13 protein-coding genes are annotated in these 15,711 nt (G+C 30.4%); 9 read left to right on the top strand and 4 right to left on the bottom strand.

What is annotated here, in order from left to right; translation table 11 throughout:
- Positions 1-85: 85 nt before the first annotated feature.
- Together ABDX67_RS03935 and ABDX67_RS03940 are read left to right on the top strand one after the other, a co-directional pair.
- Entirely contained in the window at positions 86-2,011 is a 1,926-nt protein-coding gene (locus tag ABDX67_RS03935; protein ID WP_347173652.1) for a DUF3857 domain-containing protein, read from the top strand.
- Between the two features lie 12 nt (positions 2,012-2,023).
- The gene (locus ABDX67_RS03940) at positions 2,024-4,051 is read left to right on the top strand and encodes a transglutaminase family protein (protein WP_347173653.1); all 2,028 of its coding nucleotides are present in this window, start codon (positions 2,024-2,026) and stop codon (positions 4,049-4,051) included.
- A 36-nt stretch (positions 4,052-4,087) separates the two neighbouring features.
- On the opposite strand, the gene ABDX67_RS03945 is transcribed toward ABDX67_RS03940, so the two are convergent.
- Entirely contained in the window at positions 4,088-4,546 is a 459-nt protein-coding gene (locus ABDX67_RS03945; protein WP_347173654.1) for an Lrp/AsnC family transcriptional regulator, read from the bottom strand.
- 155 nt (positions 4,547-4,701) lie between these two features.
- On the opposite strand from ABDX67_RS03945, the gene ABDX67_RS03950 reads away from it, so the two are divergent.
- From ABDX67_RS03950 to ABDX67_RS03960, 3 genes are all read left to right on the top strand, one after another.
- Entirely contained in the window at positions 4,702-5,901 is a 1,200-nt protein-coding gene (locus tag ABDX67_RS03950) for an aminotransferase class I/II-fold pyridoxal phosphate-dependent enzyme (protein WP_347173655.1), read from the top strand.
- Positions 5,902-6,150: 249 nt separating this feature from the next.
- Positions 6,151-7,635 (top strand): Na+/H+ antiporter NhaC, encoded by a 1,485-nt coding sequence (gene nhaC, locus ABDX67_RS03955; protein ID WP_347173656.1) that lies wholly within the window; start codon positions 6,151-6,153, stop codon positions 7,633-7,635.
- Positions 7,636-8,094, top strand: a complete 459-nt coding sequence (locus tag ABDX67_RS03960; protein ID WP_347173657.1) for a GNAT family N-acetyltransferase — start codon at positions 7,636-7,638, stop codon at positions 8,092-8,094.
- A 1-nt stretch (position 8,095) separates the two neighbouring features.
- Here the strand turns inward: ABDX67_RS03960 and ABDX67_RS03965 are convergent, their stop codons facing one another.
- Together ABDX67_RS03965 and ABDX67_RS03970 are read right to left on the bottom strand one after the other, a co-directional pair.
- The gene (locus ABDX67_RS03965) at positions 8,096-8,332 is read right to left on the bottom strand and encodes a hypothetical protein (RefSeq protein WP_347173658.1); all 237 of its coding nucleotides are present in this window, start codon (positions 8,330-8,332) and stop codon (positions 8,096-8,098) included.
- An 81-nt stretch (positions 8,333-8,413) separates the two neighbouring features.
- Positions 8,414-10,360 (bottom strand): putative porin, encoded by a 1,947-nt coding sequence (locus ABDX67_RS03970; protein WP_347173659.1) that lies wholly within the window; start codon positions 10,358-10,360, stop codon positions 8,414-8,416.
- Positions 10,361-10,444: 84 nt separating this feature from the next.
- Here ABDX67_RS03970 and rnhB point away from each other — a divergent pair, with 84 nt between their 5' ends.
- The 3 genes from rnhB (at position 10,445) to ABDX67_RS03985 (ending at position 12,693) form a co-directional block, all read left to right on the top strand.
- On the top strand, positions 10,445-11,044 hold the full coding sequence (gene rnhB, locus ABDX67_RS03975; protein WP_347173660.1) for a ribonuclease HII: 600 nt from the start codon (positions 10,445-10,447) through the stop codon (positions 11,042-11,044).
- Positions 11,045-11,119: 75 nt separating this feature from the next.
- A complete protein-coding gene (locus ABDX67_RS03980; RefSeq protein WP_347173661.1) occupies positions 11,120-12,169 on the top strand; it encodes a nucleoid-associated protein in 1,050 nt (349 codons plus the stop codon).
- A 32-nt stretch (positions 12,170-12,201) separates the two neighbouring features.
- The gene (locus tag ABDX67_RS03985) at positions 12,202-12,693 is read left to right on the top strand and encodes a hypothetical protein (RefSeq protein ID WP_347173662.1); all 492 of its coding nucleotides are present in this window, start codon (positions 12,202-12,204) and stop codon (positions 12,691-12,693) included.
- A 4-nt stretch (positions 12,694-12,697) separates the two neighbouring features.
- On the opposite strand, the gene lipB is transcribed toward ABDX67_RS03985, so the two are convergent.
- Positions 12,698-13,396: a lipoyl(octanoyl) transferase LipB gene (lipB, locus tag ABDX67_RS03990; protein WP_347173663.1), complete on the bottom strand. Its 699-nt coding sequence runs from the start codon at positions 13,394-13,396 to the stop codon at positions 12,698-12,700.
- An 83-nt stretch (positions 13,397-13,479) separates the two neighbouring features.
- Here lipB and ABDX67_RS03995 point away from each other — a divergent pair, with 83 nt between their 5' ends.
- Positions 13,480-15,702 (top strand): zinc-dependent metalloprotease, encoded by a 2,223-nt coding sequence (locus tag ABDX67_RS03995; RefSeq protein WP_347173664.1) that lies wholly within the window; start codon positions 13,480-13,482, stop codon positions 15,700-15,702.
- The last annotated feature ends 9 nt before the right edge of the window (positions 15,703-15,711 follow it).

The following is a 15,711-nucleotide window of genomic DNA, read 5'->3' on the forward strand; positions in this document are numbered from 1 at the left end:
TTCATAAAAAAAATCTTTAAAAGCCGTAAATTATATTTGATTTACGGCTTTTTTTTATAACTTGCATTTTGGTTTATAGAATGCTATGAAAAAATCCTCCCCAAAAATTTCAGTACTTTTTTTACTGTGTATTGTGCAGCTTACTTTTGCACAGAAAATTGAACATTCTTCAATATTAATTCCGGCTGAATTATTAAAAAACGCAAATGCAGTTGTTAGAAACAATGCAACAGCAATTGATGTTTACTCTACAGATGAAATGACTGTTAAAGTAGATAGAGTTGTTACTGTGTTAAATAAACTTGGTAATGGTAAAGTTGGAGCCTATGTGGGTTATGATGACAATTCTAAAATAACAAAATTATCAGCAAAGATTTATGATGCAGCTGGTAGAGAAATAAAAAAAGTATCTAAGAATAAGTTTGTAGATGTAAGTGCTTTTGATGGCGGAACATTATATTCAGACTCGCGGGTAAAGTATTTAGATTATACGCCAATTACATATCCTTATACGGTTCATCTTCAATATGAATACAATACATCCTCGACTGGGTTTTTACAAAACTGGAGCCCTTTAGAAGGATATTTAGTAAGTATAGAAAATAACTCTTATGTAGTAAATTTAAACAACGGAAAAATTAGAGTAAAAGAACTCAATTTTGATGGATATGAAATAGAAAAAACGGTTTCAGATTCTAAAGTTTACTACTCCGTTAAAAATATTTCAGCTATTAGGAACGAAAGTTTGAGTCCTTCTTTAACAGATTATAAACCAAAAGCATTGGTGGCGTTAAATAATTTTAAAACAGATGGCGTTGATGGATATTATACCAATTGGGATGAATTTGGAAGATGGATGTACAGTTCATTATTAGACGGAAGAGGAATTGTTGATGGTGCTACAAAAATTAAAATTTTAGATTTAGTAAAAGGAGTTGAAGATCCAATAGAGAAAGCAAAAATTGTCTATAATTTTATGCAAAATAAAACCCGCTATATAAGTGTACAAGTTGGTATCGGTGGCATTCAACCAATTCCGGCAAACGAAGTAGATAATGTTGGTTATGGCGATTGTAAAGGGTTAACTAATTACACAAAAGCATTATTAGATATTGTTGGCGTAACCTCATATTATACACATGTAGAAGCAAATAGTTTTGAACCTGTTTCTTTTGAAAAAGATTTTGCTTCCTTAGAACAAGGCAATCATGTGATTTTAAATATCCCTAATAATGGAAATGATATTTGGTTAGAATGTACAAGTCAAGTTACACCTTTTGGGTTTTTAGGCGATTTTACAGATGATAGAGATGTGCTTGTTATTACACCAGAAGGCGGAGTTTTAAAGCGTACAACTTCTTATAAAAACGAACAAAATTTACAAAAAACAAAAGCAACTATTGTTTTAAATGCAAACGGATCTTTAAAGGCTGATGTTTTAATAAAATCAGAAGGAACTCAATACGGAAGTAAATACGAATTAGAAACTTTAAATCTAAAAGAGCAAAAAAACTTCTATAAATCTAATTTGTGGAGCTATAATAACAATACAACAATAGATGAAATAGAATTTACAAACGATAAAGATAGTGTTGTTTTTACTGAAAAAATTGCTGCTACAATAAAAGATTACAGTTCAATATCTTCTGATAAAATTTTGTTTAGAGTAAATGTATTTAATAGAAATAATAACACACCTAAAAGGTATAGAAATAGAGTTTTGCCTTTAAAAATTAGACGCGGTTATAAAGATGTAGATGAATATACAATAACGTTGCCGGTTGGTTTTAAGATAGATGGAGTGTTGATGAACGAAAAAAAGATTGAAAATAGATTTGGGTTTTATTCTATCTCAATAGAAAAAATAAACGAAACGCAAATTAGATACAAACGAACTTTATTAATAAAAGAAGGAACACATCCAAAGGAAGATTACAAAAAATACAGAACTTTTAGAAGAAATGTTTCTAAAAACGATAACTTAAGAATTGCACTCGCAAAAACTAACTAAACCCCTAAAAAAATGAAAAATCAATTGCTAATACTATTATTGTGTTTTTACGCAACAACAATTTTTTCTCAAGATTTTAAATTCGGAAAAGTATCTGTTCAAGAATTACAAGAAAAAGTACATCCATTAGATTCTACTGCAGATGCTTCTTATTTGTATAAGTATAGAAAAACAGCATTTAATTATACAGAAAGTCAAGGTTTTACCGTTGTTACAGAAATTCATGAAAGAATTAAAATTTATACAAAAGCTGGTTTTGAAAAAGCAACACAAAGTATTAAATATTATAAACCAGATTCTGGAAGTAAAGAAAAAGTAATTGCAATTAGTGGCTATACTTTTAATCTGGAAAAAGGGAGAGTAAAAAAAGAAAAATTAGCTAAGAAAAATATCTTTGACGAAAAAACCAGCAAGTTTAGAAGTGTCAAAAAAATTACGATGCCTAAAATAAAAGTAGGAAGCGTAATAGACTTAAAATACAAAATTGTTTCTCCTTATTTTGATATTAAGGATTTAGAATTTCAAAAAGATGTTCCTATTAAGGAATTATCTTATTCCGTTTCAATTCCTGAATATTTTAAATTTAAAAGTAGTCCCAAAGGATATTATTACATTACCCCAATAATTGAAAAAGGGAAAGGTGTTATTACAAGTACAGTAAAAATTCGTGAAAATAATGATACAAGTTATTATGGAAGCAGTAATAACAAAACTGTCGTAAATAAAAACAGAATGGAGTATTTAACGGCTATAACTAATTACAATGCTAAAAATATTCCAGGATTAAAAAACTCAGAGCCTTATGTTAGTAATATTAATAATTATAAAGGTGGCTTAAAGTTTGAATTAACTGCAATTCAATATCCGAATTCTATGCCTAAATATTATTCTACAACTTGGCCAGATGTAGCACGTAGAATTTATGATTCTTCTAATTTTGGTGAAGAATTAAAAAGAACAAGTTATTTTAAAAATGATTTAAAAGCTATTCTTTCTAAAGCAACAACTCCATCACAAAAGATAGCCTCTATTTTTAATTTTGTAAAAATGAAAGTAAAATGGAATGGTTATTATGGTTTGTATTCAGATATTGGTGTTAGAAAAGCGTATAGAGAAGGATCTGGAAACACTGCAGATATCAATTTAATGTTAATTGCTATGTTAAATGAAGCTGGTATAGAAGCGAATCCGGTTTTAGTAAGTACAAGAGACCATGGAGTTCCATTTTTTCCAACAATTGATGGTTTTAATTATGTTATTGCGGCTGTTAATTTACCAAATGGATATATTCTTTTAGACGCAACAGAATTTTATAGCATGCCAAATGTATTACCCTTAAGAGCATTAAATTGGAAAGGTAGATTAGTTAAAAAGGATAAAACATCGAGTTGGTTAGAGTTAACTTCGAAAGCACATTCTGTAGAAGATAATTTTATGTCTATAAAGATAAACGAAGATTTTACAGTAAATGGAAGGCTAAGAACTACATATAAAAACCTAGATGCAATAAATTTCCGCTCTAGAAATAATCATTTAAAAGAGGAAGGTGTTATCACTTCTTTAGAAGATAGGTTTGGTGTAGAAATAGAAGATTATAAAGTTGTAAATAAAACAGAGATTTATAAACCAGCAATTAGAAATATCTCTTTTGTAGGAGAAGATTTTATTGAGGTTATAAACGATAAAGTATATATTTCGCCGTTACTTTTTTTAACATCTAGAGTAAATCCATTTAAACTAGAAGATAGAAAATTTCCTGTAGATTTTGGTGCGCCTTTTAAGAATAAGAATTCAGTTTTTATGCAAATACCTGAAGGATATAAAGTAGAGACAATTCCAGAATCATCAACAATCGGAATTAGAGATAACTTAGGTGTTTATGGTTATAAAGTTGTTGTTTCTGAGAGTAAAATCAATATTATTTCTCAACTACAAATTAATTCTGGGCTGATTACACCAGAATATTATAAAGAATTAAAAGAGTTTTATAACCTAATGGTTAAAAAACAAACTGAAAAAATAGTTTTAGTTAAAGAATAAATCTAAAAACCCAAAACGAAAGTTTTGGGTTTTTATTTATAAGCTAATTGCAGTTGTGTTTTTTACTTCGCCAATTGTAAAAATGCTGTGCGTACTTCCAATATGTTTAATTGCGGTTAGTTTGGTAATCATAAAATCTCTGTAAGATTCCATATCTTTTACATAAATTTTAAGAATGTAATCATAATCTCCACTTACATGAAAACATTCCGATACTTCGGGTAATTTTAAAACTTCAGACTCAAAATTGCTTACATATTCTTTGGTATGTTGAATCAATTTTATGTGGCAAAAAACTAAAAAGGAACGTTCAATTTTGTTTTTGTTGATAATTGCTACATAATGCTTAATTACATTTTCTTTTTCCAGTTTTTTAATTCGTTCGTAAACGGCTGTTACAGATAAATTTAACTGTAAAGAAAGTTGTTTTGTAGTCTGTTTACTGTCTTTTTGTAAAAGGTGAATCAGTTTTTTATCTATTGTGTCTAAAGTCATTCCGAAAATTTTTCTAGTTGATGTTGATAAGAACACCAATTATAGTTTTAAAATTTATTTTATAATGTAAATATAGAATAATAATCTATATATGATGAAATCAGTTGATTAATAATCGGTGATGTTGTTCCTTTGTGTAACAAAATAAATATATCATGAAATTTAAACCTGCAAACAATATTCAAGATTTACAATATTTCGGAGAATTCGGAGGCGTAAATCCATCAATTTCAGATTCATCAACCTATACCTTTTTATCTGCAAAAACAATGTTCGATACTTTTGAAGGAAATACTGATGGATGTTATTTATATTCTCGCCATTCAACACCAAGTAATTTATATTTAGGTGAAGCATTGGCTGCAATGGAAGGAACAGAAACAGCAAATGTTGCAGCTTCTGGAATGGGCGCAATTACACCAACAATTTTACAGATTTGTGGCAATGGAGATCACATAGTTTCTAGTAGAACAATTTATGGAGGAACGTACGCATTTTTAAAGAATTTTACGCCAAGAATGGGCATTGAAACATCGTTTGTAGACATTACAAAAATTGATGTGGTTGAAGCAGCAATTACTAAAAATACAAAGATGATTTATTGCGAATCTGTAAGCAATCCTTTATTAGAAGTTGCAGACATAAAAGCATTATCCGTTTTAGCGAAAAAACACAATTTACAATTGGTAGTTGATAATACGTTTTCTCCTTTGTCAATTTCTCCTGCGCAATTAGGCGCAGATATCGTTTTACATAGTTTAACAAAATTCATCAATGGATCTTCAGATACAATGGGCGGCGTTGTTTGTGGTACAAAAGAATTTGTAAACTCTCAAAAAAGTGTGATTGACGGAGCAAGTATGTTATTAGGAGCTTCTATGGATTCTTTGCGTTCTGCATCGATTTTAAAGAATATGAGAACCTTGCACATCAGAATGAAACAGCACAGTAAAAACGCAAGTTTTTTAGCTGAAAAATTTGAAGCAGACGGATTAAAAACAGTATACCCAGGATTAAAATCGCATCCTTCTCACGAAGTTTTTAAATCAATGATGAACGAAGAATATGGTTTTGGAGGAATGTTAACAATTGATGTTGATTCTTTAGAAAAAGCAAATACATTAATGGAATTAATGCAAGAAAAAAATCTTGGTTATTTAGCGGTAAGTTTAGGTTTTTATAAAACGTTGTTTTCTGCACCAGGAACTTCTACGTCATCAGAAATTCCGTTAGAAGAACAAAAAGAAATGGGATTAACAGATGGATTAATTCGTTTTTCAATAGGATTAGATAATGATATTGAAAGAACGTATGAAACAATGAAAGCTTGTATGAAACAAGTTGGAGTTTTGTAGCTAACATTTCTTTATTTCGAGTCTAAAATGAATTAAAAATTATTTGAAGGACTAACATTATTTATGGGTTTCGTTTAAAAACGAAACCCATTTTTGTTGTTTGCTGTTTTTTTATCGAGATAATTTATTCATAAGTAGCACTTAAATCAATCGTGAAATAACAAATCAATGATAACAATTGTTGTAAACGAAATTGATTTGCATAGCTTCTTCTAAAATCGTAACATTACAACACAAAAATTTTACATAATGCAAGACGATAAAAATATTTCTGAAATTAAGATTGAAGACCAGAAAATAATTGAAAACAAAGAACTGAATATTTGGGAAGCTATTTTTCCTGTGTTGATATTAATTGGAATGTTAGCGTACAATGTTTTTATTTTTGGTGACGATTCTTTAAGTGGTTCTAATCAATTTATTTTATTGATGGGTGGAGCAGTAGCTGCAGTTGTTGGTTTTAGAAATAAAGTTTCTTTTGATAGAATGATTGAAGAAGTTTCGGAGAATATTAAATCTACAGCTGGCGCAATTTTAATTTTATTATTAGTTGGTGCTTTGGCAGGAACTTGGTTGATAAGCGGAATTATTCCTGCAATGATTTATTACGGATTGCAAGTATTAAATCCAACGATATTTTTAGCTGCTTGTTTAATTATTTGTGCTGTAATTTCTATTGCAACAGGAAGTTCTTGGACAACTTCTGCAACAGTTGGTATTGCATTAATTGGAATCGGTGAAGCCTTAGGAATATCTTTAGGAATGACAGCTGGAGCAGTTTTATCTGGAGCATATTTTGGAGATAAAATGTCTCCAATGTCAGATACAACAAATCTTGCGCCAGCAATGGCAGGAACAGATTTATTCACACATATTAGATATATGGCATACACAACAGTGCCAACAATTATTGTTGCGTTAATTGTATTTATCATTCTGGGGTTTACTCAAAACACAACAGGACAAGCAGATACAAATTCGCTTTTAGTTGATATTGATAAAGCATTTAATATTACACCTTGGTTATTTTTAGTTCCGGTTGGTGTAATTGTTTTAATTGTGAAAAAAACGCCACCTTTAATTGCATTATTAATTGGTACTTTATTAGCAGCAGTTTTTGCGTTGATATTTCAACCAGAAGTGGTTGCGCAAGTTGCAGGAGTTAAAGAATTAGATTTAAATTCTGCTTATAAAGGAATTATGCAATCGATAACCGTTGAAACTTCTGTAGCAACAGAAAATAAAGCTTTAGCAGATTTATTTACCGCTGGCGGAATGGCAAAAATGCTTGGAACTATTTGGTTAATTATTTGTGCTATGGTTTTTGGTGGAATTATGGATGCAATTGGTGCATTGGCAAGAATTAGTAGTTTTATGCTAAGCCTTTTTGATTCAGTTTTTGGATTGTTTGCAAGTACAGTAGCTACATGTATTGGATTAAACTTTACAGCATCAGATCAATATTTAGCAATTGTAGTTCCAGGAAAAATGTATGCAAAAGCATACGCAGATAAAGGATTAGCTCCAGAGAATTTAAGTAGAACTTTAGAAGATTCTGGAACCGTAACTTCAGTTTTAATTCCTTGGAACACTTGTGGTGCATATCATTCTGGTGTATTAGGCGTTTCGGTGATAGACTATGCTTTTTACGCAATTTTTAACTGGTTAAGTCCGTTTATGACATTGTTATTTGCAGCCTTTAATATTAAAATAAAACAATTAGTTAAAAAATAAATGATTGTTAATGCTGTTCCTTCTGATGCCAAAACTCTAACACAAATTGCGTTAGAATCAAAAGCATATTGGGGTTATTCTTCAGAACAAATAGAAAGTTGGAAATCAGATTTAACAATTCTTCCAGAAACCTTTAAAGACTGGAGAGGTTGTAAATTTATGATGGATACTGAAATTGCAGGTTTTTATATATTAAATAGAGTAAACTCAAGAACTTGTTTTTTAGAATTCTTATTTGTAAAACCAAAATTTATAGGAAAAAATATCGGCGGACAATTAGTAGAACATGCAATTACAAATTGTAGAACAAATAGTTGTGAAGTATTAAATGTGCTTTCAGATCCAAATGCAGCTTCTTTTTATGAGAAGTATGGATTTAAAACAATCTCTTTAAAAGAAAGTTCTGTTCCGGGCAGATTTTTACCTGAAATGGAAATTGAATTTCCAGAAAATATGTAAATTATTTTTTTTTCGTAAGATGTAAAACTCCAGAAACAAGTAAAAGAACCCAAGGAGAGCCATGCATTAAAACATCAAAATAATCTTGAAACTGCATTGCATTTTCTCCGAAAAAAGCATTTCCACCAGCAATCCATTGAATTTTACCCCAAATATGTGGCGGATTAAATGGTGCTAAGCCTAAAGTTAAACTTGCTATTAAAAAGAGTTTCCAGTTGTTTCGTAATTTTTGTTTCATTTTTTTGTTTAGGTGTAATTACATCTCGACTCCGCTCGATGTGACAGTAAAACTGGCCTATGCTTATTTGCCACATTGTGGCTATATAAACCAATTCCAAACCAAACCAAATCGGATTACAAAATCTCTGTATGGATAATTTGGAGCAGAAAAATAATTCTTCTTTAAAAACATCGAACTTAAGTTATCTGCTTTTAAATAAATACGTGTTCTTCTAATTTGTGCATTTACAAAAACATCAAAAGTTGGATACCCAATTTCTGATGAATTCTGAATTGTAAATTCGTTTAATAACGGATTAAATGCATTTGCTTTGTACTTCGAAAAAAAGTTAAATGTAATTCCAGTTTGTAAAAATAATGGCTTTTTTTCAAAGAAAAAATCTGAATAATATAAGGTATTTCTAGAGACCAAATTCGGAACTCTAAATGCGTCTTTTCCGCTACTTACTTGTTGATAAAGTATTGTGTTGTTCAACGCAAATTTCCCAAATTTGAATTCATTATTCGCTTTTACTTTTAAATATGTAACGTTTTCTCCAGATTGTTGCGGTTTGGAGTTGTCATCAAAATAGGTGTAGTTTTCAATGTTTGTGATGCTAGCGTTTAGGTTTATCAATTTAGATTGTAAACCAAAAGCAATATTTCTTGTATTGATGTTTTTAAACGAATCATTCTGCCAATTGTACTCGTCGTATGCACTTTGATATAAAATGGTATTAAAGTTTGGCGATTTAGAATTGATAGAAATACTTCCTTTAAAAGTAGTTACACTATCCTTTTTGAAAATGGCTTCACTATAAAAATTTGAACCAGAAATCCGTCCAGATCCTGGTCTAAGATTTACATCTGTATTTAATTGAAAGTTTTTAATTGTTGCATTCCAGTTTCCGCCAAAAGAAATAGCAGAACCTTTAATTTCTGGATTTGTTATGGTGTTTATTGTTGAATTTAAAACTGCATTATATCCGTAATTATAGTTTGTTAAACTTGTTTTAAACCTAAAAGTTCCTAAAATATATTTCGAATTAAATTCTAAAAATAATTGATTGTTAATGATTTTGTTTTCAACCGCATCTGTAAATCCAGAACTCACATTTGCATTTCCGAAAAAAGCAGTGTTTAAACTGGTTTCTGTAAACTCGTAAGTCTTAACTTCGTGAGTAAATACATGTCCGAATTTTAAATTGGTAAAGTTGTTTTTAATGCTGTCTTTAGTTGAAAATAATTTATAATCGTGTTCAACAAAAAATCGATTTCCTTCTAAAATTGTTTCTGTTCCTTCTAAATTTACATCCAATCTTCCTCTGTCAGAAAAATTAGGATCATCAGTTGTAAAAGCAGTTAAAGAAGTTGTGGTTAATCCGCCATTTTCTTGATTCATCAAATCTTGCGTTGCAATATGTCCTCTAATTTCGTATCGATTATTTTTAGTTTGATAACTAAAAACGGTTCTAAAATTTCCTTGAGAAGCCAATGAATTTCTGTAGTTTCCTAAAGAACGCAATCCTTTGTAAAGAACCCCAACATTAAATCGCTCAGAAAAATTTAGTGTAAATAATGTTTCTAAAACTTGACCTTGTTGTAAACCGGTTCTGTATAAAATTTCTGAAGTTGGTGTCGGAACTTTATAATAATCAATGTCTTCTTTTGACAAATAATTAAAATGTTTTGCATTCATTCCGATTATTGGAAGTGAACTTTGATGTGTAAAATCGTATCCTAAATTATTAAAAGTTTGTCCTTGATTGTGAAAAGCAAGCAATTCAAAATTATCTTTTCGCAAAAAATTATAGGTGTATTCTTTTAAAATTGTTAAGGTTGTATCAATATAAGTGGTGTCTTTTTTAAAAGAAATAATCTTGTAATCTTTGTAATTGGTTTTACCGTTTAATTTTACAATCGTTGTTGTTTTATTGATAAATGTAGAGTCTAATTGGTTTCTTCCATCCGAAGTACTAATTTGAGAATGGATTAAATGCACGCTAAAAAGCATGATTAGCAAGAAACTAAAAAAACGGTTTTTCATGTAAAATGATTGATACAGCAAATGTAAAATTTTTAAACGGAAATAAAGATGAATAATTTCTTCTAAAACTGTTAATTTGTAGTGATGTTAAAAAGTAATTACAGCGGAAAAATTTTAGAAGCAGGAACAGATGAAGCCGGAAGAGGTTGTTTGTGTGGTCCGGTTGTAGCTGCTGCTGTTATTCTGCCAGCAGATTTTGAACATCCGTTTTTAAATGATTCTAAACAATTATCAGAAAAACAGCGGAAAGAATTAAAACCAATTATAGAACAAAAAGCAATCGCTTTTGGTGTTTGTTTTGTGGATGAAAAAGAAGTGGATACAATCAACGTGTTACAAGCTTCAATTACAGGAATGCAACGTTCTATTGCGCAATTAAACCCGCAACCAGAGTTTATAATTGTTGATGGAAATAAGTTTAAAACCTATAAAGAGATTCCGCACAAAACCATTGTAAAAGGCGATTCGAAATACTTAAGTATTGCCGCAGCTTCTGTGTTAGCAAAAACATACAGAGATGAGTTTATGGAGAAAATTCATCAAGAATTTCCGATGTATCATTGGAAACAAAACAAAGGGTATCCAACAAAACAACACAGAAACGCCATACGGGAATTCGGAATTACGAAGTATCACAGAAAAACATTTCGTTTGCTTCCAGAGCAATTAAAGTTGGAGTTGTAATTGTTAATAATCAACAAGAATATTCTTGCTTACTTTTAAAAACTTCAACTATTTTAGCCACTCTAATTTTACAAGATGATAAAAAGAACACGTGCAGAAATTACCAAATGTATCATTCATAAAGTAGCGAATAAATACAATAGTGGACAAAATGTTTTTTCAGAAAGCGTCATCCGATTTGATGAAGATAGTTACAATTTAATGGTTCCTTTTTTACTAAAACCATTTGTAAATCTGTCGCAAAGTTTTCGTTTTAGCCATCATGCAGATATTCGTTTAAACGAAATTAATAATTATGCAACAAACGTTTTTAAAGAGGAAAGTACTTTTATAGAAAATTCTAAAAACATTGTCAATCATTTGTACGAGCAATCAAATTCTGCTCAAATTAAAAAAGGTGATGTTATTATCGCGTTGATTGAAGGCATAGAATATCAAGATGTGTTAACCGAAGCAATTGGTATTTTTAAAGTTGAAAATAAAACAGATTTTTTTCAAACCTATTTAGAAGAAAATAGTTTTGATGTTGCTGTTCAGCAAGGAATTAGCACCAAAAAAATCGACAAAGGCTGTTTAATTTTAAATACAACAGACGCAGAAGGGACGGTTGTTTTGAGTGTAGATAATAATCAATACGATGCGCAATATTGGATTAAAAATTTCTTGTCGGTAAAATATGCAGATGATAGAAATCAACATACACAGAGCTATTTAGAATTGTGTAAAGAGTTTTCAGAAGAAGTGATAAAACCTGAATTTGGCAAACAAGAGCAGAGTCAGTTTTTAGCAAATACCGTAGATTATTTTAAAGAAAATGAATCGGTAGATTATCATGCATTTAAAGAAGAACTGTTTGAAGAAGACAAGCAAAAAGGCATGTTTGATGATTATAAAAAGCATTTCGAAACTTTGAATGACGTGTTAATTAGAAATAATTTTGAAGTTTCTGATGTGGTATTAAAGAAAGAAAAAAGCAAGATTAAAAACATTATTAAATTAGATACCAATATCGAAATTAAACTAGATGTTGATGCGCCAGATGCTGCTTCAGAATACTTAGAACGTGGTTATGACGAAGAGAAGAAAATGAAATATTACAAAATATATTTTAACGAAGAAAAATAGTATCTTTACGTAAACCAATTTTTACGACAGACATGAAAAAAATACTACTAACAAGTGTTTTGCTGTTTTTTGGACTTCATTTAGTAGCGCAAGAAAAGGCACAAACATACACATCAGAATTAGGTAAATTTTCTATGATTTCTTACGGAGAAGTTACAGAAGATGTTAAAGAAGATAAAGCCAGCACTATTTATAGAGCAGCATACAGACATAACGAAATGCTTTTTGCTATTTCTAGTAGTTTACAAGAAAATAAACCGAATAAAGTTTCAGATTTGTTAAACGCCTCTGTTATAACTTTTAAAACAGCGCTGAAAGGAACAGTAGTTGAGCAAAAAAAAATCAAAGAAAATAACCTCAATGGTATTTATGCATCATTAACGATGAGTAATGACGTTAAGGTTGAATACAAGGTTTTTTCTAAAGGATTGTATCTCTATCAAGTAATGGTGTTTGCAAAAAAAGACAAATATAAAAACGAAGTTGCGGAGGCATTTTTTAAATCGTTTGCAATTACAAAGTAAAAACTTATAGAAAAGTTTTTACTTCAAATAATTCGGTAAAATGTTTTAAAATTTTTTGTTGAACTTCTTCAATTAGAATTTTTTTACCCAATTCAACTTCCATTGAAGCAACAGCTTTTCCTCTGATTCCGCATGGAATAATATTATCAAAATAACCCAAGTTTACATTTACATTCAATGCAAAACCGTGCATAGTAACCCAACGTGTAGATCGAATTCCCATTGCGCAAATTTTACGTGCAAAAGGTGTTCCAACATCAAGCCAAACTCCAGTTTCACCATCGCTTCTTTCAGCTTTTAACCCATATTCTGCCAACGTTAAAATAATAACCTCTTCTAAGAAACGTAAGTATTTATGAATGTCTGTAAAGAAATTTTCTAAATCTAAAATAGGATAACCAACAATTTGTCCTGGTCCGTGATAGGTAATATCTCCACCACGATTTATTTTATAAAAAGTAGCACCTTTTTCTTTTAACTGTTTTTCATTCAGTAATAAATTACTCAAGTCTCCACTTTTTCCTAAGGTGTAAACATGCGGATGCTCAACAAAAAGAAAATGGTTTTTGGTCTCTTTTTCTTCATTATTTTTTCTGTTGCTAATTTTTTGATCAACAATTTCTTGTAATAATTCGGTTTGATAATCCCAAGTTTCCTTGTAGTCTTTAACCCCTAAGTTTTTAAGTAGAATGTTTTTATTCATAATTGTAGAGAACAAAGATAAATATTTAATTACATTTGTTAGAGATATTTATAAATATCACTAACTAATTTTAGATAGATTTAATGATGAAAAAGTACTGTAAAATTTACTTGTTATTTTTCTTTTTTGTTTCAGTTTCTATGTTTTCGCAAAACATTTGGACTAAGCAAGATTCTAAATCAAGAGTAATTGGAGAAGAATTAGAATATAGAGAAACACCACCAACATCTTACGAGTTGTATACTCTTAATAGAATAGAAGTTGATAATAAACTAACGATTTCTAAAAATCAAGAAACTATTATGGAGTTGCCAACTCCAAACGGAATTCAACGTTTTTTAGTAAAAGAAGCATCAGTTTTTTCAGATGAATTAGCGCTAAAATATCCTTCAATAAAATCTTATGTTGGTGTTGGAATTGATGATGCAACAGCAAGAGTTCGTTTAAGTAAATCTAACGTTGGTTTTCATGCTATGATTACATCCGGAAAGTATCCAATGTATTTAATTGATCCGTATACAAAAGATAAAAAAACAGCGATTGCCTACTTTAAAAATAAGGTCGTAAAATCTAATTTTGAATGTTTGGTTGAAGAAAATGTATCTAAAGTGCATCAAAAAAGTTTTCAGAAAACCACAAATGCAAACGATGGAAAATTAAGAACGTACAGACTCGCAGTTGTTGCAACAGGCGAGTATTCTCAATTTCATATAAACAATCAAAACATTTCTGCCACTGCAACAGATGCAGAAAAGAAAGCTGCAGTTTTAGCAGCTATAAATACAACTATGACACGTGTAAACGGAATTTTCGAAAGAGATTTAGGAGTTACAATGAAACTTGTTAGCAACAATGAAAATATTATTTTTTTAGACGGAGTTACTGATGGTTTAGCAGATGATGATGCAGATACTTTAATTGGTCAAACACAAGCACTTTGCGATAATACTATTGGTGCGCCTTCGTACGATATTGGTCATGCATTTAGTACAGGCGGAGGAAGTGGAGCAGGATTAGCAGGCGGAGGAGTGGTTTGTCTTCCAGGAGAAAAAGCACAAGGAGTAACAGGTTCTGCATCGCCAATTAATGACACTTATGATATTGATTTTGTTGCTCATGAAATGGGGCATCAATTTGGTGCAAATCATACACAAAATAATGACTGTAATAGGTATAATGCTACTGCTGTAGAGCCCGGAAGTGCTTCTTCCATTATGGGTTATGCAGGAATTTGTGACCCAAATGTACAATCTAATAGTGATGCATATTTTCATTCAGTAAGTATTGCAGAAATGTGGGCAATTGTAACTTCAACAGCAACTTGTGGAGTAGAAACACCAACTAATAATAATGCTCCAGTTGCAAATGCTGGTAACGATTTTTCAATTCCGAAATCAACTCCATTTGTGTTAAAAGGTGCTGCAACAGATGTAGATGCTGGAAATAATTTGACATATAATTGGGAGCAAATAGATAACGCAACTGCAACAATGCCGCCAGTTTCTACAAATACTGTGGGGCCAATGTTTAGAACGTTACCTTCTTCAACTTCACCAAATAGATATATGCCTGTAATTGCAACAGTTTTAGCGGGAACTACTTCATCAACTTGGGAAGTTGTACCATCTGTTGCTAGATCAATGAGTTTTTCTTTAACCGTTAGAGATAATGTTTTAAATGGTGGAGCAACAAGTAGAGATGATGTTAAAATTACAGTTGATGGTAATTCAGGACCTTTTGTTGTAACTTCTCAAAACACAGCAACTACATTAAATGGAAATTCAACTCAAACCATTACTTGGGATGTGGCAAATACAACTGCATCACCAGTAAATGCAGCTAATGTAAATATTTTACTTTCTACTGATGGCGGAATGACTTTTCCGAATGTATTAATTTCAAATACTCCAAATGACGGAACTGAAGATGTTGTAATAACGAATAGTACAACAACACAAGCAAGAATAAAAGTTGAAGCTGCTGATCATATTTTTTATGCAGTAAATAGCACTAATTTTTCTATTGATAAAGTGGCATCTGTAAATGATGAATTGTTTACAAATTTTAATTTGTATCCAAATCCTTCAAAAGGAATTATTACAGTGAGTTTTGATTTGCAATCTTCTGATAAAGTACTTGTTGAATTGTTTGATATTAGAGGAAGAAAAATCAACGGAACAGTATATGAAGCATCTGGATCAACATTTACCAAAACATTAAATTATCAATCGGTTGCGAAAGGTTTGTACATTTTAAAAATTGAAAATGGCCAAAATCATATTTCTAAAAAAATTGTGATTGATTAATTATTTTTC

The sequence above is a fragment of the Polaribacter uvawellassae genome (assembly GCF_039748955.1).
Classification (GTDB): domain Bacteria; phylum Bacteroidota; class Bacteroidia; order Flavobacteriales; family Flavobacteriaceae; genus Polaribacter; species Polaribacter uvawellassae.

Bases quoted from the DNA above. Each gene is read 5' to 3' on its own strand.
- ABDX67_RS03935 (WP_347173652.1), top strand. From the start codon at position 86: ATGAAAAAATCCTCCCCAAAAATTTCAGTACTTTTTTTACTGTGTATT.
- ABDX67_RS03940 (WP_347173653.1), top strand. From the start codon at position 2,024: ATGAAAAATCAATTGCTAATACTATTATTGTGTTTTTACGCAACAACA.
- ABDX67_RS03945 (WP_347173654.1), bottom strand. From the start codon at position 4,546: ATGACTTTAGACACAATAGATAAAAAACTGATTCACCTTTTACAAAAA.
- ABDX67_RS03950 (WP_347173655.1), top strand. From the start codon at position 4,702: ATGAAATTTAAACCTGCAAACAATATTCAAGATTTACAATATTTCGGA.
- nhaC (WP_347173656.1), top strand. From the start codon at position 6,151: ATGCAAGACGATAAAAATATTTCTGAAATTAAGATTGAAGACCAGAAA.
- ABDX67_RS03960 (WP_347173657.1), top strand. From the start codon at position 7,636: ATGATTGTTAATGCTGTTCCTTCTGATGCCAAAACTCTAACACAAATT.
- ABDX67_RS03965 (WP_347173658.1), bottom strand. From the start codon at position 8,332: ATGAAACAAAAATTACGAAACAACTGGAAACTCTTTTTAATAGCAAGT.
- ABDX67_RS03970 (WP_347173659.1), bottom strand. From the start codon at position 10,360: ATGAAAAACCGTTTTTTTAGTTTCTTGCTAATCATGCTTTTTAGCGTG.
- rnhB (WP_347173660.1), top strand. From the start codon at position 10,445: ATGTTAAAAAGTAATTACAGCGGAAAAATTTTAGAAGCAGGAACAGAT.
- ABDX67_RS03980 (WP_347173661.1), top strand. From the start codon at position 11,120: ATGATAAAAAGAACACGTGCAGAAATTACCAAATGTATCATTCATAAA.
- ABDX67_RS03985 (WP_347173662.1), top strand. From the start codon at position 12,202: ATGAAAAAAATACTACTAACAAGTGTTTTGCTGTTTTTTGGACTTCAT.
- lipB (WP_347173663.1), bottom strand. From the start codon at position 13,396: ATGAATAAAAACATTCTACTTAAAAACTTAGGGGTTAAAGACTACAAG.
- ABDX67_RS03995 (WP_347173664.1), top strand. From the start codon at position 13,480: ATGATGAAAAAGTACTGTAAAATTTACTTGTTATTTTTCTTTTTTGTT.